The sequence below is a fragment of the Sphingomonas sp. CFBP 13603 genome (genome assembly GCF_014892665.1).
In the GTDB taxonomy this organism is placed as follows: Bacteria; Pseudomonadota; Alphaproteobacteria; order Sphingomonadales; family Sphingomonadaceae; genus Sphingomonas.
This window is the reverse complement of the sequence record NZ_JADBIA010000004.1, coordinates 424,439-444,152: the sequence shown is the minus strand read 5'-3', so window position 1 is coordinate 444,152 and position 19,714 is coordinate 424,439. Positions and strand designations below refer to the sequence as shown.

Below are 19,714 nucleotides of genomic sequence, written 5' to 3'. Positions count from 1 at the left end.
GACCACTGGCTCCGACCTAGTTCACATTAATCGATCGGCGTGCCAGCGAACGTGGTCGGCGAGGAACGTCGAGATAAAGTAATAGCTGTGATCATAGCCGGCCTGCATCCGTAGTTCGACAGGGATACCTGCCGCGTCGCACGCCGCGACCAATCGCTCCGGCTGCAATTGCTCCGCCAGAAACTGATCCGCCGTGCCCTGATCGATGAGGATCGCCGGCACCCGCGCACCGTCTTCGACAAGTGCAACGGCATCGTATCTACGCCACGTATCGCAGTCCGTACCAAGGTACCCGGTCAACGCCTTCTGGCCCCACGGCACTTCGCTGGGGGCAACGATCGGTGAGAAAGCGGAAACGGACTTGAACTGATCGGGCCGCGACAGCGCTAGAATCAGCGCACCATGGCCACCCATCGAATGGCCGGTGATCGACTGGCGCTGCGGATCGACCGGAAACTCGGCGGCGATCAGCGCAGGCAGTTCGTCCGCAACATAGCTGAACATGCGGTAATTCGCCGCAAACGGCGCTTCGGTCGCGTCGACGTAAAAGCCGGCGCCGAGCCCGAAATCATACGCGCCCTCGGCGTCGTCAGGTACGCCGTCGCCGCGCGGCGATGTGTCCGGCGCGACCAGGACGATTCCGCGTTCGCTGCACGCCTGGCGAAATTCACCTTTTTCAGTGACGTTTGCCTGCGTGCAGGTGAGCCCCGAGAGATACCACAGCACGGGCAACCGCGTGCCCGGCAAGTGATCCGGTACGAACACGCTGAACGTCATAGGCGTGCCCGTTTCTGACGATGCATGCTGGTATACGCCCTGCGTGCCGCCATGCGATCGCACCGTCGATATCGTCTCGAGGCTCATATACTCTATTCGTCCTTGAAGCTGTAGGCGGTCAGCTTGTTGCCGTCGGGATCGCGGACATAGGCCGCGTAGGCGGTCGGCGTGAAGCTGCGGGGGCCGGGGGCGAATTCCTGCGTCCCGCCATTTTCCAGCGCGGCCTCATAGAAGGCGCGAACCGAGGCGCGATCGGGCGCGAGAAACGCGATCGTGCCGCCATTCGCATGGGTGGCGGGTTCGCCATTGCCCGGTTTGGTAATGATGAACTCAGGCGAGTCCTTGCCGTACAGCGTACCGTTGTCACCATAAGGACCCTTCTGCGTGATCCCGAATGGCGCGAGGACCGCGTCGTAGAATTTCTGCGCCTTGGCGAGATCGTTGGTGCCGAGAGCGACGTGCGAGAATATCGACATGCTTCAGTTCCTTTGGTTGACGGTGGTAGACGTCCGTTCGGGAGATCGCGTTTCGGTAGATCGCGTTTCAGTAGACGACCACGCTACGGATCGACTGGCCCGCATGCATCAGATCGAACCCCTTGTTGATCTCTTCGAGCTTGAGAATATGGGTGATCATCGGGTCGATCTGAATCTGGCCAGCCATGTACCAGTCGACGATCGTCGGCACGTCGGTGCGCCCCCGCGCCCCGCCGAACGCCGACCCCTTCCAGGTTCGGCCCGTGACGAGTTGGAACGGCCGCGTCGAGATTTCCTTACCCGATTCAGCGACGCCGATCACGACCGACACGCCCCAACCGCGATGGCATGCCTCCAGTGCCTGGCGCATCACGTCGGTGTTGCCGGTGCAGTCGAACGTATAGTCTGCGCCGCCGCCCGTCAGCGCGATCAGATGCTGGACGAAATCACCCTCGACCTTCCGGGGATTGACGAAGTCGGTCATGCCGAACTGTCGGCCCCAGGCTTCCTTGTCGTCGTTGAGGTCGACGCCGACGATCCGGCTGGCGCCGACCATCTTGGCGCCCTGCACGACGTTCAGGCCAATGCCGCCAAGCCCGAAGACGATCACCGTCGATCCCGGCTCTACCTTCGCCGTGTAGACGACCGCACCGACTCCGGTGGTCACGCCGCAGCCGATGTAGCACGACGTCTGGAACGGCGCGTCGGGACGGATCTTCGCCACCGCGATCTCCGGCAGCACCGTGAAGTTCGAAAAGGTCGAACAGCCCATGTAATGGAAGATCGGTTGGCCCTTGTAGCTGAACCGGGTCGTGCCGTCGGGCATCAGCCCCTTGCCCTGCGTCGCGCGGATCCTCGTGCACAGGTTGGTCTTGGGGTTGAGACAGGACGGGCAGGTGCGGCATTCCGGCGTGTACAGCGGGATGACGTGATCACCGACCGCGACGCTGGTAACCCCCGCGCCGATTTCGCGGACGATGCCCGCACCCTCATGCCCGAGCACCGAGGGGAATAGCCCTTCGCTGTCGAAGCCGTCGAGCGTGTATGCATCGGTGTGGCAGATCCCGGTCGCCATGATTTCGACAAGCACTTCGCCGGGCTGCGGACCTTCCAGATCGAGTTCGACGATTTCGAGCGGACGTTTCGCCTCGAACGCTACCGCGGCACGTGTCTTCATGGTCAGGACCTCTTGTTGAAGACACAATAGACCGTTGCGTGAACTGCGATAATAGGCAGGATGGCATTTCATTATTGCTGGTGAGATATAGTCTATGTCGGGCTGGGACGGGATCGACGAGTTCGTCGCGGTGTATGATCGCGGTGGCTTCACGGCGGCCGCGGTAGCGCTGGGGGTGTCACCCTCGCACGTCAGTCGGGCGGTCGCGGCACTAGAGGATCGGTTGAAGGTCCGGCTGTTCCACCGAACCACGCGGACGATCAAGGCGACGGATATTGGCGACGCGTTCGCGCTCCGGTGTCGGGCGCTGATCGAGGACCGCGACGCCGCGCTGGCGATCGTCGACGAGCGCGGCGTGCCGACCGGCGTGTTGCGGATCACCTGCTCGATCGCGCTGGGCGAGCGGTACATCGCGCCGCTGGTCCGCGAGTTCCTCCAGGCGCACCCTACCGTCGATGCGACGGTCGATCTCAGCAATCGCGTCGTCGACCTGGTCTCCGAGGGGTATGATATCGCGATCCGGACGGGGCGGTTGTCGGATTCGAGCCTTGTCGGCGTCCGCGTCAATTCGCGCACGCTGCGGGTCTGCGGTTCGCCGAGTTATCTGATGCGCGCGGGGCGGCCGCTCGATCTGTCGCAACTCGCGACCCACGAGTGCTTGATCGGGTCGAACGAAGTCTGGCATTTCACGCGAGACGGTAAGCCCGTCGATATTCGCCCGCGCGGCCGGATGCGCTGCAACAGCGGTTTCGCGATCGCTCAGGCTGCGATCGCCGGCTTCGGGCTGTGCCAGTTACCCGAATTCTACGTTCGCCAACACATCGTATCGGGTGCGTTGGTGCCGTTGCTCGAGCAATACGAGCCGCCCGAGGAACCGGTCTGGGCGGTTTATGCCGACCGCCATCATCTTCCATCAAGGGTGCGGCTGTTCATCGATCTACTGAAGCGACGCCTGGCACCGTAGCTCCCCAACCCGATCCTCCCCCGCCGAGGGGGGAGGCTGGCGCTTGCCAGACGGAGGAATGGCAAGCCACGATCTGCGTTCCGTGTCCTCCCGCTGGGTCACTTTAGGTGTCATCTCCCGCTGGCAGGGGTGAAGCAGAAGTGCGTCACCGCGCGCGGGGCACGGCGATCACACCCCAGGGACCCGTCCCGACCTTGACCCGGCCGAGCACCGTCATCGTCACCGGATCCACGACGGTCACATCGTCCGACGGTCCGTTAGCGGTAAATGCACGCAACCGATCGTCTGAAAGCGCCAGCCCCCAGGGGCGGGGGCCGACCGCAACCGAGCCTGTGACCGCCTTGGTCGCCGCCGCATCGATATCGACCCGCACGACCCGTCCGCCTCGCCCGGTCGTCACCAGTACCTGATGATCGTCGAGCCGCACGACACCCATTGGACGATCGCTCTTGGCCAGCGTGATCGTCTTGACCCGCGTGCCTGCAACCACGTCGACCACGCTCAGCGTTGCGTCGAACTCGCCCGGCACGACCGCACGCCGCGGGCCAACGAAGGTCGCGTTACGCGGGCGTTCGCCCACCACGATCCGCTTCGAGACGACCAGCGGACGCTTGGTAAGCACGGTCACCGTGTGATCCTCCTCCGACGTCGCCAGCACGATCGCGCCGTCCGGCGACACGGCAAGTCCCTCGGGCTCGCCGCCGACCGCGATCGACTGGAGAATCGTGCCGTCGGTACCGATCGTGATCAGCCGCCCGGTATCCTCGCTCGCGACATACAACCGTGTACCGTCGGGGCTGATCGCGATCTGCTCCGGATCGGAGATACCGCGCAGCGTCCGCTCGACCTTCGACGTAGCGAGATCGATGACCGCAATACCGTCGGCGCCGCGATCGGGCGCGGGCAGTTTAGACTCGTCGACCCCTGGCCCGGCGGCTGGCGATCCGCTGACCGCGACATACAATTTCCGCCCATCCGGACTTGCCACGAGCCCGCGGGGCCGCTTGCCGATCGAAATCCGCCGCACTTCGGTCAACGTGACGGGATCGAGGACGCTGATATCGCCCGAACCCTCGTTGGTCACGTAGACATGATACGCAGTGGACGATCGGGCAGGAACGGGCGCAGTCTGCGCGCCGGCAACCGCCGGATTTGAACATATGCCGAGGAGAAGAACGAAAACAGGCGGGACGCGCATAGCTTCACTCCAATTCGAGGCAAGGCCCCGCAATACAGACGACGCGGCGACTGACGAGTTCGCGTCTTCCCGCCGTACAAAGGGGCAGGGTAGCTACGTTCAGCCAATAATTACATCGGTCGTACTGGCATAGCTCACAGGAATTATCCTCCCTGTGTCAGGGCGTAACCAGATTATACGCGGTTTAACGACTCTGCGAAAGCGCCGTGGTCGTTCGGACATTGGATCGGATAAGGGGGCGCGCTATCTCCTCGCGGTCGCGATGGCCACAATCGTACCGGTCTGAACATCAACCGCGAAACTGGTCAGTTGTGAGCTAGAAGGTCAGCACCTCAGTCTGCAAGTGTGGCTGGCCGGAAGCCGTAGGACAGGTCGTACTTGCCGTAAGCGGACTTGTTCCCGACGATTGGCTGAAGCATTGAGGCCATCTAAGTTGCGTGCGCAATGAAGCGAATTGCTCTTTTATGGCTTATCGCGGGGCTGGCGTTCTAGGGGGGGATGTTTGCCTCAAGCGTTCCCGAAGGCACTACGACACTTGTATTTTCAAGTATTGTCGGTCTCGTTGTCCCGATAGGACTGCTGGGCTTCCACGTCATCCGAGCCAGGGCCGATCGTTAGGCCAGTGCTGCATTGATCGGTTTGAAGCCGATATCCCGCCAAAGTCTGTGTCACTCTACGTCACAACATTCACGAGCAGATAGCCGGGTATCGAAACCGAACCGGTCATATCGCCCAGATGAACCCGCGTCCGAAGTTGGGAGGCGAGGATAGAGGCGTGAACGTCCACTTGTGAGTCTTCCCGCGAGGTATCGTCGCGGCGGTACCAGGCTGATAAGCTAGTAAAATAATCATACGGAGCGAGCGCTTACGTGCTTCGGTTTCCATGGCTTGGGAGTCGGCGGGTCCGCGCTGTGACGCGCCGCGGGTAGCCAAGCCACGCCACGCGGCATTGTCCCGCCGAACGGACCCGATTAGCAGGTGCCGCTTGGCCTCTAGACGGGGCGGCGCCTCCGACTTCGGCTCGGCTCGGCATTGAGGCGCCCCGATGCCGTCAGCTTCACGCAGAGCGGAATGCGGCGTGAACGACAGCGTCGACGCTTTGGACCGCGTTGGCGATGCTATCTGCATCCTCCAGATCACCTTAGGTCGCTTGATAGCCCATGTAGGTCAGCTTGGCCGCGCTCGCGTTCGACCGCGCAAGCCCGACCACGTCATGCCCCGCCGCCGCCAATAGACGTGCGACCGCTCCGCCGATCAATCCCATAGCACCCGTTACCAATACACGCATGTCAGCACCTCATTACCTCTGTGCCAAGACGTACAGCCGAACGGCGGGCCTGCGTGAAATCGCGAGAAATGATACGGCGTCATCGGTTTGGCCGATGACGTCAGGTCGACGCGGTGATCCCGGCAATACAGTCGCGCAGCCATACTGTCGCCGGGTGATCATCCACCCGGCGATGCTACATCATCGCCAGCGAAAAGTCGGACATCGTGATCGGCGGCTCATGGACGACGATGGCCAAATTCGCCGCAGCGAACCGCTGGGCGACCCGCGCGGCGAGCGTCGCGATCAGATCGGTATCGGCGACGACGAACGGGGCGACCAGAAACTGCGGCAGGCTCAGCACTACGCGGCGTGTCAACCCAAGCGCGGCGAGCTTACGGTCCACCAGCCTGTGCGATCCCCCTCTGGCGATACCGGGAGATGGGGGGGGGGGCGCCGCGAACGCCTCGACGTCGGTATTTTTTCAAAGGCTGGATGCCCGGCCGCGCGATGCAGGCGAAAACTTCCCGAAGCAGCGGGCGTGTCATGATGCGTGCCGAAGTGTCGACGGGAACGCTAAGTGCAAGGCTTGCCTCGCCACTGTCGAGGAGGTCGGCGACTTCGTCCTTGCCGAAAATGCTACGGATCTGCACCTCGAAACGAGACGCCTCAATTGCTAGTCGTGCCAACAGGGGGGGGGGGCAGAAGGACGAACGCAGCGTAGTCGGTCATCGCGATCGCGCCGATGTGATCGGCCGACGCCGGATCGAAGCATCGCCTTGCAGGACCGATCGCATGAGGTGGAGCGAAGACGAAATCGGGCCTGCGAGATCGTCGGCCCGCGGTGTCGGCTGCATTCCCGTCGGCGACCGTACGAACCATTCGTCGTCGAACACCTCGCGCAGTCGGGTAAGCGCACCGCTCATGGGAGACTGGCTCAGACGCATGCGCTGTCCAGCACGTGTGACGTGGCGCTCCGCGTACAGGGCATCGAACGCCTTCAACAAGTTCAGGTCAAGGCCCGCTACATCCATCGGACAGCAGAATGAGGCCAGCCGGGAAAGCGATCAAGGGGTGCTCTCAACCCCGCCCTTGCTGAGAGAATGGCCTACTGGGAGCGAAGGTCCGCCTCTCCTGCTGCGTTTGCAGCGATATGAACGCACGGCCGAAGTTGGGCAGCAGCGAATAGCTCGCGAACATCTACAAATGGTTCAATGAGTCCCGGCCCTAGTAAGCTGCTCCAAAGTGATACGCTGAACTGTGGCCGATGCGTTTGCAATCAGCTTCCCACGCTCATCGCGGAGAGATCCCTCGGCGAAACCAACGGTCTTCCCGGCTTTCACAACGCTGCCCGTTGCGATCAATCGACCCGGCCGAGCAGCGGCAATGAAGCTGACCTTCATCTCCAAGGTGGGCGCGGCATCGCCTCCGGTGACAAACGACATGGCGTAAGACATCGCTTGGTCAAGAGCATTTGCCAGATAGCCTCCGCAAATGAAGCCTGCCACGTTATTGAACTCCTTGTCGAGATCATAGCTTATCGTCAGATTGCCGTGCTCACTTGAGGCAGAAAGGAATCTAGCGTTCATCAACTTGAGGCCGAGTGGAAGCGATGCGTTAAATAAGCGTACTGCTTCGTCATCGCTAACGTTCGCGTCAATTAACGAAACGGATTTCTCAACGAACTCCATGTATGCTTGCATCCTTCGAAGGCAAACTGAGCCAAACTTAAAGCTCAGGTTGCGGTTTATTACTTGGGCATAATCTAATCCAATATCCGAAATCCGGTGGCATGCGAAGTTTCAAATGCATAATAATTGTCGATACAGAGGTATGCGAAATTGTACGACGGCATAAGCGAGAAATTGCGGTCGAGGGAGTCTGCAAGCAATTCTTGAGAGGCAGGGCGCTCCAATGGTCGTAATTGTAGAGCAGAGCTTCGGCGAAGCGTAGGGTCCGTAGTTACGAGAACCCATGGCTGAGGCCCTATCATTCAGTTGGCTGCGTTAACTTTATTCCCACAAATATGCGGACGCTCTACGAGTTGCTTCGACAAACCCGGCTTCACTTCAGGCGAAAATTTCCTTTCGTACCGTGCGACTGCTCGCGCATCGTATTCAGTCTCAAGAGGTACGTGGCGGTGGATGCGCATCTGTCACGGGCTCATGTCAAAGTTGGCTCCACATCCGTAATCCATCGGTAATCAAGTCTCTCGCCCCGGCGACACTAGCATCGGCGAGGGGAAGCTCGCTTACACGAGACTGCATCGGCGAGAGCGAAAACAATCAAGCCGTTCTAAGTCATTGTAATGCTGGTATGTCAGCAATGATAATCTTAAATTCGGGCGCCGCATACAGTGGAAACGGCGCTAAAAACTAGGATCGTTCTGATCTATCCGTAATAGATCGATCCTATCGATACTCGTCCTAAACTCAGGGCAGAGCTAATGAAGGTTTACAGGTAATCCGCGCGCCACGCCGATAATCTTCATATTCATGTCACAATACCTTCTGTTGCCAAATGGGATATTGGGGTGCTGAAATTGATGACAAGAGCTTACTAGAAAGTGTCATAGAAACCAAAAGGTGCCTATCTTATGCTCGATCTTCAGACGAAAATCTTTGGAAGAGCGTCGGGACGCTTTTCGGAAGCTCAAAAATGCGCCTGTGACCGGTGGCGCTCTACCGGGATACCGTCATCACGGCGATCGGCGCGGAGCGGAACCCGGTCGTGCTCGTCGGCCACAGCTTTGGAGGCATCACCATCTCCAACGTCGCCGAAACAATTCCCGAACGCATCAAGACCCTCGTCTACGTTGCCGCATTCCTTCCCCGTGATGGCGTATCGCTGCTGGATATGGCCAAGACCGACGCTGGCAGCCTGGTGGTGCCCCACCTGCACGTCGATTCCGCGGCCGGCGTGATGAGGCTCGACGCAGCCGGTACAGCGCTGTTCGCGCAGGACGGCACTGTCGAACAGCAGGCTTTGGTTGCCGCCAGTTCGGCCGACTAGCCACTTGTACCGCTCGGTACGCCCGCCACCTAACGCAAGCCAGTTCGACAAGGGAGATCGCGTGTACATCAAGACGTTGCGGGATCAGGCATTCCAGGATGCGATGATCGCCGCTGGTCGCGTTCGGCTTACGCTCAGGGTCGATACCGGAAATCTGCCCGCGCTGATCAATCCTGAGGGACTGACGACAGCGATCGAGACGGCAGCCACTTAGGTCTTTATCGGCGCGGGCTGACTGGCGAGCCCGCGCCGTTACACCAGCCGTGCCATTTGGGGATCGACCATCCCCAGACACGGCCGGCCGCTGCTCAGATCGCGCGATCGACGCTTAGGGTCAGGACTCATTGGTCATAGCCAGAAGATGGCGGTGGCAGCGCGGGCGACGGCAGAGAAAATGGCGGTTCGTTGACGGTCGTAGCGGGTGGCGACGCGGCACCAGTCCTTTAGACGCCCGAACATGATCTCGATGCGGCTGCGGCGCCTGTAGCGGCACTCGTCGTATCTGACGGGTTCGAGCCGCGATTCCCGGCCTAGGATGCATGGTTGGATGCCCGTGGCTTGCAGAGCACCCCTAAACCAATCGGCGTCATGGCCACGATCGCCGAGCAGCCATTGTGCCTTTGGCAGGTCGTCCAGCAGCGCGGCCGCACCAGTATAGTCGCTGACCTGCCCGGTGGCTATGAAGGAGCTGGGCGGTCACCCGTTCGCATCGGTGACTGTGTGCAGCTTGGTATTCATGGTGCCTTCTGTACGGCCAATCAGGCGCCCGAAATCGCCTTTTTTGCCCGCAGGCTCGGCGCCGTGCGGTGCACCGTCAGGTAGGTCGCATCGATCGTGATGGTCTTGGGCTAGGCGTCCGCAGCAGCCAAGCCCTTCATCATGCGCAGCAACACACCCCCTTCACTCCATCGCTTCCACCGGTTGCACAGCGTCTTGTGCGGTCCATAAGCGCTGGGCGCGTCCCGCGACCGTAGCTCATTGCGATTGACGAAAACGATGCCGCTCAACACTGCCGATCATCGACCCGAGGCTTGCCGTGTCTCTTCGGAAAACACGGCTGCAAGCGCGCCATCTGCTCATCGGTCAGCCAATACAGGTCGCTCATCCCGGGTGTCCTTGCGGAGCCTCAATCAGATCGCGCCTCTCACATCAACGGGGCCTGACCCTCGTTCTCCAAGGATTGCGACGTTCATGTCGCAAAATCAGTCATTGAAAGCGGTCATGGCGCGGAGATGAATGAGCGGCCGTCGTTGGGGGGGGCAGTGGCAGGGGCGCGAATGTCCGCTACTGGGTCGATGTCCCCATTTTGCATTTCACTTGACCTTATGAAGGTCGCTCAAAGGTATGACTCAAGCCGAAAGCCGATGTGAGATGTGGCCCCGGTCGTCGCTTGACGAGCGAAAGGGCGATGCCGCGGACAATAGCTTTCTGCGCACAGGTGCGCTCCGCCCTTGGTCGTCGCGCGCGGCAATGCATTTGCCGGACCGCTCGCTGTCGTACACCATTGCCTAATCGGTCTCGCTGGTTCGAAAGCATCCGAGATAGGCTCCCAAAAATTCCCAGTCATGTTGTGGAGGCCGAAGCCGTTCGCTCCGAATACCCTTACCGGAGTGGTATAGGGAAAGGCTTCATGGAAAGGGGCCATGCCATATGTTGGCGGGTACCACGCCATCGGGCGCGAACTGCTCTCCCCATGCATAATCGCCTGTCCGACATGGCTCACCGGTCTCGCTAACGAAATCAGGCAAGTTCGCAAGAGGTCATAAACCTCAATAGGATAGACCGCCGTTTCACTGTCAGGTTTTGCCACTCAGACAAGATGCCAATCAGTGTGCAAAATGAGCCCAACTCCAGACTATCAATCCGCTCTTTCTGCCAGAAGTTCGTCGATCCTGAGCCATGTATACTGCAAAAGTAACTCGGGGTCGTGCAAGGGCGAGCGCTTCATTACCGGCGAGGTGTGCGTCTAGGTCAGGAGCGAACGGATGCCGCGTTAAGGCCGAGTCGATAATTTGACCAGAGCGACACGGTCCGTAAACACCCTCGGGCAACTCACTGAAAACTCTTTGCCGTGGTCGAATTAATAATATAGCGAATATTAAAATCGTTCAAATAGAACGCGATCACGACAAAAAGCCAGCGAAATCATCGGCATATATTAGGTTATCAATGTATAACAACCTCGCCTGGCCAATATGATTACTGATTATGGTTCATAATGGTCTAGAATTTACAATGAATTATACAAACAAGTGATACGTGAATTCTACATGAAGCTTTGGCGGACGCAGTTTTTCTGTGCCAGTCTTTGTTCGGGGGGATAGCATATGGACCAGAACAGGATCCGCGATCCGTTGCACAGGGCAACGGCGATCTTATGCACCGGACTTGGCATGACGTTGGCGTCGCCGCTTGCCGCGCAAGTCGTCAATCCACCGGTGCTTGCGGACCAGAACGCGCCGGACGCGCCTCAGATGCTGACGGCCACGCCGTCCGGATTGCAGGACACAGCCCAGACCACCCAGAAGACCGCACCCAAACATCTGCCGGAGCGTGGCGACAAGGTCTTCGATCTCAAGATCCAGTATACCGACAGCCAGATCTACAATCCCTCTACCGGCGGCTACGACAAGGTCCATCTGCGAAGCTACAACGGCCGCGCCGTCGATCCGGCCCGGCCCTATGTCTCGCCCACGTTCGAGGCGATCCCCGGCGACACGATCCGCGTCACGCTCGACAATCAGCTTCCCGCCGGCCCGCAGCCTGGCGATGCTGGTTGTGAGGCGAAGGATGTGCCGCACGACAAGCCGCACTGCTTCAACGGCACCAATCTGCACACGCATGGCCTGTGGGTGAACCCGTCGGGCAATGGCGACAACGTGCTGTTGTCGATCAATCCGCAGACGAAGTTCACCTATGAGTACAACATTCCGTCGGATCACCCATCCGGAACGTTCTGGTACCACACGCACCGTCATGGTTCGACCGCGTTGCAGGTATCGAGCGGGATGGCCGGTGCGCTGATCGTCCGCGGCAGCAGGCTGCCCACCGCGACGGCGCAGGGCGATCTCGACACGCTGATCCCGGTTGGCGACGTGCCGGAACGGGTGCTGGTGATGCAGCAGATCCAGTACGCCTGCCGGACCGCGCCTACCGGAATGGGCAAGCTCGGCTCGATCAAGCAGGACGTCAACGGCCGTTACATTTGCAGTCCGGGCGATATCGGCGGGATCGAGGGCTATGACCAGTTCGGACCTGGCACTTGGCCAGCATCGGGGCGCTATACCTCGATCAACGGTGAGGTCTTCGACCCGAACCAGCCGACGATCGTCGCCACGCAGGGCAGGATCGAGCGATGGCGGATGATCCACGCCGGGGTTCGCGATACGATCAGCCTACAGTTCTTCAAGGTGCGCAACGGGCGGCTGAAGACGGGGGCCAGAACGCTAGTCCGGGCGGGCACCGACGCAGCGTTCATCAAGCAGACCTGCGGCACCACCCCGATGCCCTACACCCTGGTCGCAGCGGACGGGTTGACGATGTCGTCGGCGCAGCAGACCACGCTGGCGACGTTCCAGCCGGGTTACCGCTTCGACGCGCTGGTCGTGTTCCCGGACGCCGGCAAATATTGCGTCATCGATGCGAATGCACCCGAGGCGGGTGCGGTAAACGGGCTGAACATCGGGCCGCGACTGCTCGGACTGGTCGACGTGGCCTCGGGCACCGCCGTCGGGAACGTCAAGACCTACGTGCAAGACCGTCTGATCGCGCTCGCCGAGACACACATGCCTGCGGACATCCAGCCCAAGGTCGTTGCCGATCTGAAGGCGGGGGTGGCCTTCTCCAGCTTCGTGCCGCATCCCGACGTTACCGATGCCGAAGTCGCGGGCAACGGCACGCAGGAACTTACCTTCTTCATCGACACGACCGGCGGCCCGGCGAAGTTCGAGGTCGGCAACACGCTGAAGACCGCCGACGCGCGACCCTATGATCCAGCCCGGCTGGACCGTAGGCTACCGCTGGGCAAGGCCCAGGAATGGACGCTGCAGTCGCACTTCGTCAGCCACCCGTTCCACATCCACGTCAATCCGTTCCAGATCGTCTCGATCATCGATCCCAACGGCAAGGACGTAAGCGCGCCCGACGCCATCGACGACGCCGGCGGTGCGCCGATCGATCCGCAGTATCGCGGGCTGAAAGGCGTGTGGAAGGACACGTTGTGGATCAAGAGCCTGCTGCCCAATACGAACGCACCGGCCGATTTTTCCGGATTGTACACGATCCGGATACGTACCCGGTACGAACGCTACATCGGCGAATTCGTGCTCCACTGCCATATCCTCGACCATGAGGACCAAGGCATGATGCAGAACGTCGCGGTGGTGCTGCCGGACCAGGTGGGTGATGTCACGCAGAACCAGGCGATGGGCATGAACATGGGCGGCCACGATGGTCATCGGTGAGGCCGAAACGGCGGCCGCGCGGGCCGACGCGCCGTTCATTCATGCGGACGTGAAGGCGATCTTGGATGCGGCGGGGGGAAATCTCGCGGGCCTGTCGCTCGACGCCTTCCGCGCGTCGAAGCTGTTCGACCTGCCGCTGATACCTGCGGTCACGACGAGCTGCTGCGGGAAGAGCTACGCGGGCGAACGCGGCGCGGGATCGAACCTAATACGCGGGCTGCGCGGGGAAACGCCGTTCGACGGCACGCAGTTCCCGCGCCTGCCATGGGGCGGCACTGTGGTCGCCGACGAGGATATCGATCGCATCGCGGCGTGGATCGATGAGGGCTGTCCCGGCGGCGTGATCGCATCGAGCGCGCTTGCCGGCGAGATCGACATCGTCGCCGAAACGCGAGTCGAGGTCGGCGGGCTGGCCGGCCCGACGTTCGGGCTGGCGACCGATCCCGCAGCGTGGCGCCATGCGAAGGGCGAACTGCGCCAGCGCATGGACGTCGATGCGTTAAGCGATGCGCAGAAGGAGCGGCTGCGCTGCGCCTTTCGCGAACTCTACAAGCTCAACAAATGGGTCGGGGACAAACGCAGCTACAACAACCTCGCGCTGGTCCACCAGAATCACTGCCAGCATGGCTGGGAGCGCTTCCTGCCTTGGCACCGCGTCTACCTCTATGAGTTCGAGCAGGCGTTGCAGGACTTCTGCCCCGAAGTGACGGTGCCCTGGTGGGATTTTCCCGCCGAATGCTACAAGCCCGATGATCCGGCCAACGGAGCGATCCTGCCCGACGCGTTCAAGGGGACCCTGACCGAAGCGTCGGTGCGTTCGCTGCGCGATCACGGATTTCCGGCGGGAGCCAACGCGCTCGTCGGCAAGCTATGGGCAAATCCCAGCCAGATCTACGCGGCGGTGACCGATGCGTGCGGCAAGGAGTATGCCACCGGCGACCATCGCAAGCGACTGATCGACGCGCTGCTGGAGGCCAACGCCCTCTGGTATCCGCTGCGCTATTCGAGCCAGTTCGGCAGCGGCACGATCAACAGCAAAATCCACTATCACTATCCTACGCAGGCCGACATCGACGAGATCATGAGCCTGCGCACGTTCCGCGATTTCGGCGGGGGCAGCCTGTACGACGACAGTTTCGGCTTCATTGACCAGAACCCGCACAACACGATGCACATATGGTCCGGCGGCATGAACCCCGCCTACGTGGCCACGGCGCCCGAGGACCGGAACAAGGCGGTGGCGGTGGCCGGGCGGCGTTTCCACAAGCGCGACGATCTGTATTCGGAGCCGAAGTACGGCGACATGTTCTCCAACCTCACCGCGTCCTACGATCCCATCTTCTGGCCGATCCATGCCAACATCGATCGGCTGTGGTGGCGGTGGCAGCAGGCGCATCCCGACGGCGTTCCCGCCGATCTCGACTCCGCGCTGACGCCGTGGAGCTATGCCGTGCGCGATACGCTCGACATGCATCGCTTCGGCTACGAATACGTGCGTGGCGGCAGCATCGTGCCGGTCGGGCTGACCAATCCGATCGGCCGCTTCGTCTCCGCGCCGATCGCCGTGCCCGATGCCGCCAAGCGCTTCCGCTCGGTCGAGGTGCGATTGCACCGCGTGCCGCAGTTGCCGCGATCGTGCTTCATCCGCGTGTTCCTCAACACGCCCGATGCCGATGCCAGTACGCCGCTCGAGGTCGAGGGCTATGCGGGCTATGCGGCGGTGTTCGGGCATGGCGAATGCTATGGCGGGCCCGGACACTGCGAACTGCCACCGGCGGATGCGCGCAAGTTCGACCTGCGCGGGCGCAGCATGAACACGCCGCGCAACCATCGGATCGACGTGACGCGGGCGGCGCGGCGGCTGATCGCCGGCGGCGCCGTCGGCCTGACCGTCAGCATGGTGGTGATCGGCGCGTCGTACGAAGAAGACCGCGAATTGCTTCGCCTCGACGGCGTCTCGCTCAACTTTCTCGATTGATCGGCGGCCTGGCCGCCCGGGGGATAAAAACATGACCGAGCCATCGGTGTACCGCATCCACCCAGCTGTCGGCATCGCGCGCCTCGGCGACAGTCCGGACGATTTCTGCATCTCTCCCGAGAAGCCCGCGCAGCGTCCCATCGCGTGCGACAACGACGGCAACGCGGTGGAAGGCGATGCGCCGATCAGGCATTTCAAGGACGAGAAGGGGCGGATCAAGCGCCAGGCAGCGCGTTTTCAGATCTTCGCTTACGACGAGGACCATCCCGACGGCCGGCCGCTGAAGGTCGGCGATCCGATCAACGGCGGCGGCAATCGCGGCAAGCTGGTCGACATCCAATGGCGCGTGCAGCTCGCCAACAAGAAGGCGGCGTGGTTCACCTTCGATGGACTGCGCGGCGAAGTCGGCTACCCCAAGGACGCGCCGCTGCGCAATGCCGCGATCACCGATCCCGTCGCCCGACAGAAGCTCATCATCGATGCCGGACCGCAGGCGGTCGACGCCACGGCCAAGCGCCGCGCGCAGTTCTCGCGCGACGGCAATCCGGCCTATGCGGTCAATTTTCCGCCCACGGGCATGTCGCCCAACGACATCGATACGCTCGGCGAGATGATGACCGACGACCACGGGCGCCTGCTGGTGCTCGGCGGACATGGTAACAGCGGATCATTCCTGAGCGGCTTCGGGCATCCGCGGATCGACAGCTACGCGAACAGTGACGGCTGGTTCGACGACATCTCCGACGGCCCGGTGATGGCGAGGCTGGTGATGATGGAAGAGCGCGTCGAAGCAATGCGTTATATCGACGTCGAATATCCCGCCTGGGTGCTGGTCGGCTATCCACGCTACGCTCCGGAAGTGCTCGACATGATCACGCTCGACGACGTGGTCGAGGACATGGCGATCCGCGACTTCGCCCATCGCACCGACATGTACGGGACCGCCGGCACGTTCGGCGCCAGGGAAAGGGTCGATCCCACGGATACGGCTGCGCTGCTCCACTGGAAGGCCGGCCCAGTGCAGTGGAATCCGGCCTATCGGCCGTGGTTCTGGCGCGACGTCTGGCCGATCCTGTTCCGTGCGGACGAATTCTCCTACTTCAGCAACATCCTGCAGCAATCGAACTTCCCGCACAGCCAGTCTACGCGGGGATCGTTCGATCCCGATCGTCTGTGTCTCCCGCCCAAAACCGCCCCTCGTCTGCTCGCGCGCAAGCAGGCGCAGGCAATGGCCGATCAGGTCGGCGGCCGGCTGATCGAAGCCGCGGTCGAGCCGAGCCTGATGCTGCTCGACGCGACGCGCGTGCCGGGGGCGGCGGACGAGGATCTGGTGGGCGAGACCGGCGCGGCGCTGAAGGCCGCCGCCACCGTCTTCGCCGCCGCCGTCTGTCCGCCGGATCCGGGCGAGACGCCATCCGCGTTCGCGGTGCGCTGGCGCGCACTGGCCTCCGATCAGGAGACGTGGCCCGATCCTGCCTATGCCGAGGCGAAGGACGCGTTCGATTCCGCGGTGGCCACGGTGATCGATCGCATCGCCGCTGCCACTGCCCCGCCGCCCACCCTGATGCTGGCGCGGCCGACATCGCGGCAGGAACCAGAATTTCCCGGCCGCGCCCCCGATCCCGACGAGCCGATCGCCGCGTCGATAGAGCGGATCGCATTCGACTATCGGTCGGGGCAGCTCTTCGACCGCGCGCTCGACAAGGCGGCGGCGGACGCGATGTCCGATCCCGGCCGATCCGGTCGCCAGTATCTGTTCGATCTGCTCCGCAAGCCGGGTGAGGAGAACCTGTTCCAGCTCGAAGCGAACCCGGCGACGCGCACCTATCATCTGCCGCTGATGCCGCTGCTCGCCGGCGACAACCCTATCACCAACGGCACGGTGAGCAAATTCCTGCGTCTGACCGACACGCAGTTGTTCCTGCTTCGGCAATGGGCCGACGGCATGTTCATCGACGAAGCCGAGGCCGGTTTCGCGGCTCCGATCGATCCGTGGCAGCCGTACAAGGACTGGAATTTGCCCGGCGGCCGCGGGCTCGATCGCGGCGTGCTGAGCAACCTTCTGGGCGGCGCGTTCTGCCCCGGTGGCGAAGTGACGTGGATCATCCGCAATCCGGCGATCTGGCACTCGCCGTACCGCATCAAGGCCGATCCGGCCTGGTACAACTTCTCGCTGACTGCAGCGCAGGAGAACGCCAACCGGTGGGGCGCGGGGATCGGTGAGTATGGCTACATCGCCTACATCGCGGACGATCTGTCATTGAAGAGCAACTACAAGACCGGTCTGCAACCCGGCGACCTGACCAAGCTCTCCGGGCTGCCGTGGCAGGCCGATTTCAACGAATGCTCGACGCAGACGATCAACGTCACCTACGAAGAATGGAACGTCCTCGAACCCGACACCGTCGGCGATACGCTGATGGCGAAGGAGCAGCGCGTCTGGGATACGCTATGGTGGCCGGCGCACCGTCCCATGCAGGTATTCTACCCTGTCGCGGGCGGCGGAAACCCGCAACTGCGTACCTGGGCGCGCGGTATCCCGCAGACTTATGCCGGCGACCTCAAGATGGTCACCGAATGGCGCAGGCTCGGCTTCGTGGTCCGCAATGTCGGCGAGTACATCGATGCGCCGTCACCCAGTTTCAAATACATCTGCGTGGAGGATACAGGCGAATGACCGCGACCAATCCGTTCGTCGGCAACTGGAGTTATCGCAGCTTCAACAACGATCCCGATCTTGGCAAGGCAGCGAACGACCTGCTGTTCGGCGAAGGCACGGTTCAGCTTGCCGAAGCCTCCGCGACCGAACTGTCCGGCACGATCGGCGGCCCGGGCTGGTCGCTCGATCTGCGCGGCGGTTTTGGCTATGGATCGCCGATGCAGGTCCGCTTCCAGGGCAAGGGCGTGGTCGACGGTGAGCAGTGGATCTACGACTACATCGGCTGGCTGGTGCCGACGTGGCCGAACAGCACCGACCGGTTGGAGGTGCCGGCGATCGTCGGGTCGGTGACGCGCACGGTCCCGCATTCCGGCGGCGGCGGTGGTCTGCACCCAGCGGGCGTCGTGGCGTCGTTCTATGCCGTTCGCGCAAGCTGACATCGCGGTCGTGGGCGGCGGCCCGGCCGGCGCCGCCGCGGCCGCGACACTGCGCACGCATGCGCCATCCCTGCGTGTGGTGCTGCTCGACGGCGCGCGACAAGACCGGGCGAAGCCCGGCGAGATGCTGCCCGCGGTGGCGCAGAGCCTGCTGCGCCAGATCGGGGCTTGGCCCGCGTTCCTGGCCGCCGACTTTCTCCCCAACCGCGGGATCGTGTCAGCATGGGACGACGAGGCGCCCGACGAACGGCACAGCGTCTTCTCCGCACAGGGCGCCGGCTGGCAGCTCGACCGCCAGCGATTCGACGCGCTGCTGAGCGAAACGGCGGCGGCGGCCGGTGCGGCGGTGCACCGCGGCTGCGCGGTCCGATCGGCGATGCGGATCGGGAACGGTTGGCGACTCGTAACCTGCGACGGCGACGTCGAGGCGCGCATGGTGATCTGGGCGACCGGACGCAGCTGGCGGCTCGCGCGCACGTTCGGCGCGCGGCTGACAGTGCACGACCAGCTCGCCGCCTATCTGCGCTTCTTCGACGCCGCGCCGGGCGACAACCGCATGACGATCGAGGCGCGGCCCGAGGGCTGGTGGTACAGCGTCGACTTGCCGGGTGATACCCGTGTGGTCGCCTGCTTGGCCGACCCCGATAGTGGCTTGCGCGATCCCGATGCCTGGTATCGCGCGCTTAGGGGCACCCGCCTCATCGCGCCGTTGTTGCCGTGCAGCGCGCACGAGACCACCGCGCTGGTCGCTCCCGCCGGGACCGTGACGATCGATCCCGCCATCGGCGACCGTTGGGTCGCGGCGGGCGATACGCTGTTCGCAGCCGACCCGCTGTCGTCGCGCGGTATCGTCCATGCGCTGCGCTCCGGTATTCTGGCCGCCTACGCCGCGTCGGACGTGCTGGACGGGCATGGGGACCGAGCACGACTGCGCTACGCCACGATCGTCGCGGGCGCGCGCACCGGCTATCTTCCCGCAGTTCGCGCGCACTACGCCGCCGCGCCGTGGACCACGCCGTTCTGGCAACGCCGTACGGCCGTACCCTCACAGCAGGTGATGCGATGACGGCGGTCCCGTCGCCGGCCCTTGGCAAGGTCGACATGCTCGATTTCGTCGGGCGTATCGACATGTTCGACTGGGCCGCCATCCCGTCGACCTCGTCCCAGCGGGGCCCCGCCTCCACCGCTTCAACAATTTCTTTGAGTCTGGCGTGAAGCGAAGCTGCACTGATGTCGTGAGCCGGCAGTACGACGCGGTGTGGACGCCAAGCGGCGCCCCCTATGCGCCCAGGCGTCCTTCGCGGGG

At 62.5% G+C, this 19,714-nt stretch carries 18 protein-coding genes and 1 pseudogene; 9 read left to right on the top strand and 10 right to left on the bottom strand.

Going from position 1 to position 19,714, the window contains the following annotated elements; all coding sequences use genetic code 11:
* Positions 1–21 precede the first annotated feature (21 nt).
* The 3 genes from fghA to IFR23_RS09660 all read right to left on the bottom strand — a co-directional run bounded on the left by fghA (position 22) and on the right by IFR23_RS09660 (position 2,430).
* Positions 22–864: an S-formylglutathione hydrolase gene (gene fghA / locus IFR23_RS09670; protein WP_192975673.1), complete on the bottom strand. Its 843-nt coding sequence runs from the start codon at positions 862–864 to the stop codon at positions 22–24.
* Between the two features lie 5 nt (positions 865–869).
* Entirely contained in the window at positions 870–1,253 is a 384-nt protein-coding gene (locus tag IFR23_RS09665) for a VOC family protein (RefSeq protein ID WP_192975672.1), read from the bottom strand.
* Between the two features lie 67 nt (positions 1,254–1,320).
* Positions 1,321–2,430, bottom strand: a complete 1,110-nt coding sequence (locus tag IFR23_RS09660) for an S-(hydroxymethyl)glutathione dehydrogenase/class III alcohol dehydrogenase (protein WP_192975671.1) — start codon at positions 2,428–2,430, stop codon at positions 1,321–1,323.
* Between the two features lie 94 nt (positions 2,431–2,524).
* On the opposite strand from IFR23_RS09660, the gene IFR23_RS09655 reads away from it, so the two are divergent.
* A complete protein-coding gene (locus IFR23_RS09655; protein ID WP_192975670.1) occupies positions 2,525–3,394 on the top strand; it encodes a LysR family transcriptional regulator in 870 nt (289 codons plus the stop codon).
* 145 nt (positions 3,395–3,539) lie between these two features.
* On the opposite strand, the gene IFR23_RS09650 is transcribed toward IFR23_RS09655, so the two are convergent.
* The 5 genes from IFR23_RS09650 to IFR23_RS09630 form a co-directional block, all read right to left on the bottom strand.
* Positions 3,540–4,592: a YVTN family beta-propeller repeat protein gene (locus tag IFR23_RS09650; RefSeq protein WP_244655552.1), complete on the bottom strand. Its 1,053-nt coding sequence runs from the start codon at positions 4,590–4,592 to the stop codon at positions 3,540–3,542.
* Between the two features lie 1,141 nt (positions 4,593–5,733).
* Complete coding sequence (locus IFR23_RS09645; RefSeq protein WP_192975668.1) at positions 5,734–5,880, bottom strand: NAD-dependent epimerase/dehydratase family protein; 147 nt, start codon at positions 5,878–5,880, stop codon at positions 5,734–5,736.
* Positions 5,881–6,055: 175 nt separating this feature from the next.
* Complete coding sequence (locus tag IFR23_RS09640; protein ID WP_192975667.1) at positions 6,056–6,265, bottom strand: hypothetical protein; 210 nt, start codon at positions 6,263–6,265, stop codon at positions 6,056–6,058.
* A gap of 322 nt (positions 6,266–6,587) precedes the next feature.
* Positions 6,588–6,893, bottom strand: a complete 306-nt coding sequence (locus IFR23_RS20610; protein ID WP_192975666.1) for a LysR family transcriptional regulator — start codon at positions 6,891–6,893, stop codon at positions 6,588–6,590.
* Between the two features lie 177 nt (positions 6,894–7,070).
* Positions 7,071–7,550 (bottom strand): PaaI family thioesterase, encoded by a 480-nt coding sequence (locus IFR23_RS09630; RefSeq protein WP_192975665.1) that lies wholly within the window; start codon positions 7,548–7,550, stop codon positions 7,071–7,073.
* A 982-nt stretch (positions 7,551–8,532) separates the two neighbouring features.
* Between IFR23_RS09630 and IFR23_RS20015 the strand changes: the two genes are divergently transcribed.
* Together IFR23_RS20015 and IFR23_RS20010 are read left to right on the top strand one after the other, a co-directional pair.
* The gene (locus tag IFR23_RS20015) at positions 8,533–8,871 is read left to right on the top strand and encodes an alpha/beta fold hydrolase (protein ID WP_342344920.1); all 339 of its coding nucleotides are present in this window, start codon (positions 8,533–8,535) and stop codon (positions 8,869–8,871) included.
* Between the two features lie 61 nt (positions 8,872–8,932).
* Positions 8,933–9,085, top strand: a complete 153-nt coding sequence (locus tag IFR23_RS20010) for a hypothetical protein (RefSeq protein WP_197978361.1) — start codon at positions 8,933–8,935, stop codon at positions 9,083–9,085.
* 134 nt (positions 9,086–9,219) lie between these two features.
* Here IFR23_RS20010 and IFR23_RS09620 read toward each other — a convergent pair.
* Positions 9,220–9,976 (bottom strand): annotated as a pseudogene (locus IFR23_RS09620) (IS5 family transposase).
* A gap of 231 nt (positions 9,977–10,207) precedes the next feature.
* Positions 10,208–10,516, bottom strand: a complete 309-nt coding sequence (locus IFR23_RS20605; RefSeq protein WP_446740902.1) for an SUMF1/EgtB/PvdO family nonheme iron enzyme — start codon at positions 10,514–10,516, stop codon at positions 10,208–10,210.
* A gap of 748 nt (positions 10,517–11,264) precedes the next feature.
* Here IFR23_RS20605 and IFR23_RS09610 point away from each other — a divergent pair.
* The 6 genes from IFR23_RS09610 to IFR23_RS09585 are packed head-to-tail and all read left to right on the top strand — an operon-like array spanning position 11,265 to position 19,623.
* A complete protein-coding gene (locus IFR23_RS09610; protein ID WP_244655551.1) occupies positions 11,265–13,334 on the top strand; it encodes a multicopper oxidase family protein in 2,070 nt (689 codons plus the stop codon).
* Positions 13,321–15,312 carry a tyrosinase family protein gene (locus tag IFR23_RS09605; protein WP_192975663.1) on the top strand — a complete coding sequence of 664 codons (1,992 nt, stop codon included), beginning with the start codon at positions 13,321–13,323 and terminating at the stop codon, positions 15,310–15,312. Before IFR23_RS09610 ends, IFR23_RS09605 begins: the two co-directional genes overlap by 14 nt.
* A gap of 31 nt (positions 15,313–15,343) precedes the next feature.
* Positions 15,344–17,989 (top strand): LodA/GoxA family CTQ-dependent oxidase, encoded by a 2,646-nt coding sequence (locus IFR23_RS09600; RefSeq protein WP_192975662.1) that lies wholly within the window; start codon positions 15,344–15,346, stop codon positions 17,987–17,989.
* Positions 17,986–18,408 (top strand): hypothetical protein, encoded by a 423-nt coding sequence (locus IFR23_RS09595; protein WP_192975661.1) that lies wholly within the window; start codon positions 17,986–17,988, stop codon positions 18,406–18,408. The genes IFR23_RS09600 and IFR23_RS09595 overlap by 4 nt, the downstream gene beginning before the upstream one ends.
* Positions 18,389–19,474, top strand: a complete 1,086-nt coding sequence (locus IFR23_RS09590; protein WP_192975660.1) for an NAD(P)/FAD-dependent oxidoreductase — start codon at positions 18,389–18,391, stop codon at positions 19,472–19,474. Before IFR23_RS09595 ends, IFR23_RS09590 begins: the two co-directional genes overlap by 20 nt.
* Positions 19,471–19,623: a hypothetical protein gene (locus IFR23_RS09585; protein WP_192975659.1), complete on the top strand. Its 153-nt coding sequence runs from the start codon at positions 19,471–19,473 to the stop codon at positions 19,621–19,623. The genes IFR23_RS09590 and IFR23_RS09585 overlap by 4 nt, the downstream gene beginning before the upstream one ends.
* Positions 19,624–19,714 lie beyond the last annotated feature (91 nt).

Excerpts from the sequence above, each read along its gene's own strand:
- IFR23_RS09665 (WP_192975672.1), bottom strand. The coding sequence starts at position 1,253 with ATGTCGATATTCTCGCACGTCGCTCTCGGCACCAACGATCTCGCCAAG.
- IFR23_RS09660 (WP_192975671.1), bottom strand. The coding sequence starts at position 2,430 with ATGAAGACACGTGCCGCGGTAGCGTTCGAGGCGAAACGTCCGCTCGAA.
- IFR23_RS09585 (WP_192975659.1), top strand. The coding sequence starts at position 19,471 with ATGACGGCGGTCCCGTCGCCGGCCCTTGGCAAGGTCGACATGCTCGAT.
- IFR23_RS09655 (WP_192975670.1), top strand. The coding sequence starts at position 2,525 with ATGTCGGGCTGGGACGGGATCGACGAGTTCGTCGCGGTGTATGATCGC.
- IFR23_RS09645 (WP_192975668.1), bottom strand. The coding sequence starts at position 5,880 with ATGCGTGTATTGGTAACGGGTGCTATGGGATTGATCGGCGGAGCGGTC.
- IFR23_RS20610 (WP_192975666.1), bottom strand. The coding sequence starts at position 6,893 with ATGGATGTAGCGGGCCTTGACCTGAACTTGTTGAAGGCGTTCGATGCC.
- fghA (WP_192975673.1), bottom strand. The coding sequence starts at position 864 with ATGAGCCTCGAGACGATATCGACGGTGCGATCGCATGGCGGCACGCAG.
- IFR23_RS09630 (WP_192975665.1), bottom strand. The coding sequence starts at position 7,550 with ATGGAGTTCGTTGAGAAATCCGTTTCGTTAATTGACGCGAACGTTAGC.
- IFR23_RS09605 (WP_192975663.1), top strand. The coding sequence starts at position 13,321 with ATGGTCATCGGTGAGGCCGAAACGGCGGCCGCGCGGGCCGACGCGCCG.
- IFR23_RS09590 (WP_192975660.1), top strand. The coding sequence starts at position 18,389 with ATGCCGTTCGCGCAAGCTGACATCGCGGTCGTGGGCGGCGGCCCGGCC.
- IFR23_RS09595 (WP_192975661.1), top strand. The coding sequence starts at position 17,986 with ATGACCGCGACCAATCCGTTCGTCGGCAACTGGAGTTATCGCAGCTTC.
- IFR23_RS09610 (WP_244655551.1), top strand. The coding sequence starts at position 11,265 with ATGACGTTGGCGTCGCCGCTTGCCGCGCAAGTCGTCAATCCACCGGTG.
- IFR23_RS09600 (WP_192975662.1), top strand. The coding sequence starts at position 15,344 with ATGACCGAGCCATCGGTGTACCGCATCCACCCAGCTGTCGGCATCGCG.
- IFR23_RS20605 (WP_446740902.1), bottom strand. The coding sequence starts at position 10,516 with ATGGCCCCTTTCCATGAAGCCTTTCCCTATACCACTCCGGTAAGGGTA.
- IFR23_RS09650 (WP_244655552.1), bottom strand. The coding sequence starts at position 4,592 with ATGCGCGTCCCGCCTGTTTTCGTTCTTCTCCTCGGCATATGTTCAAAT.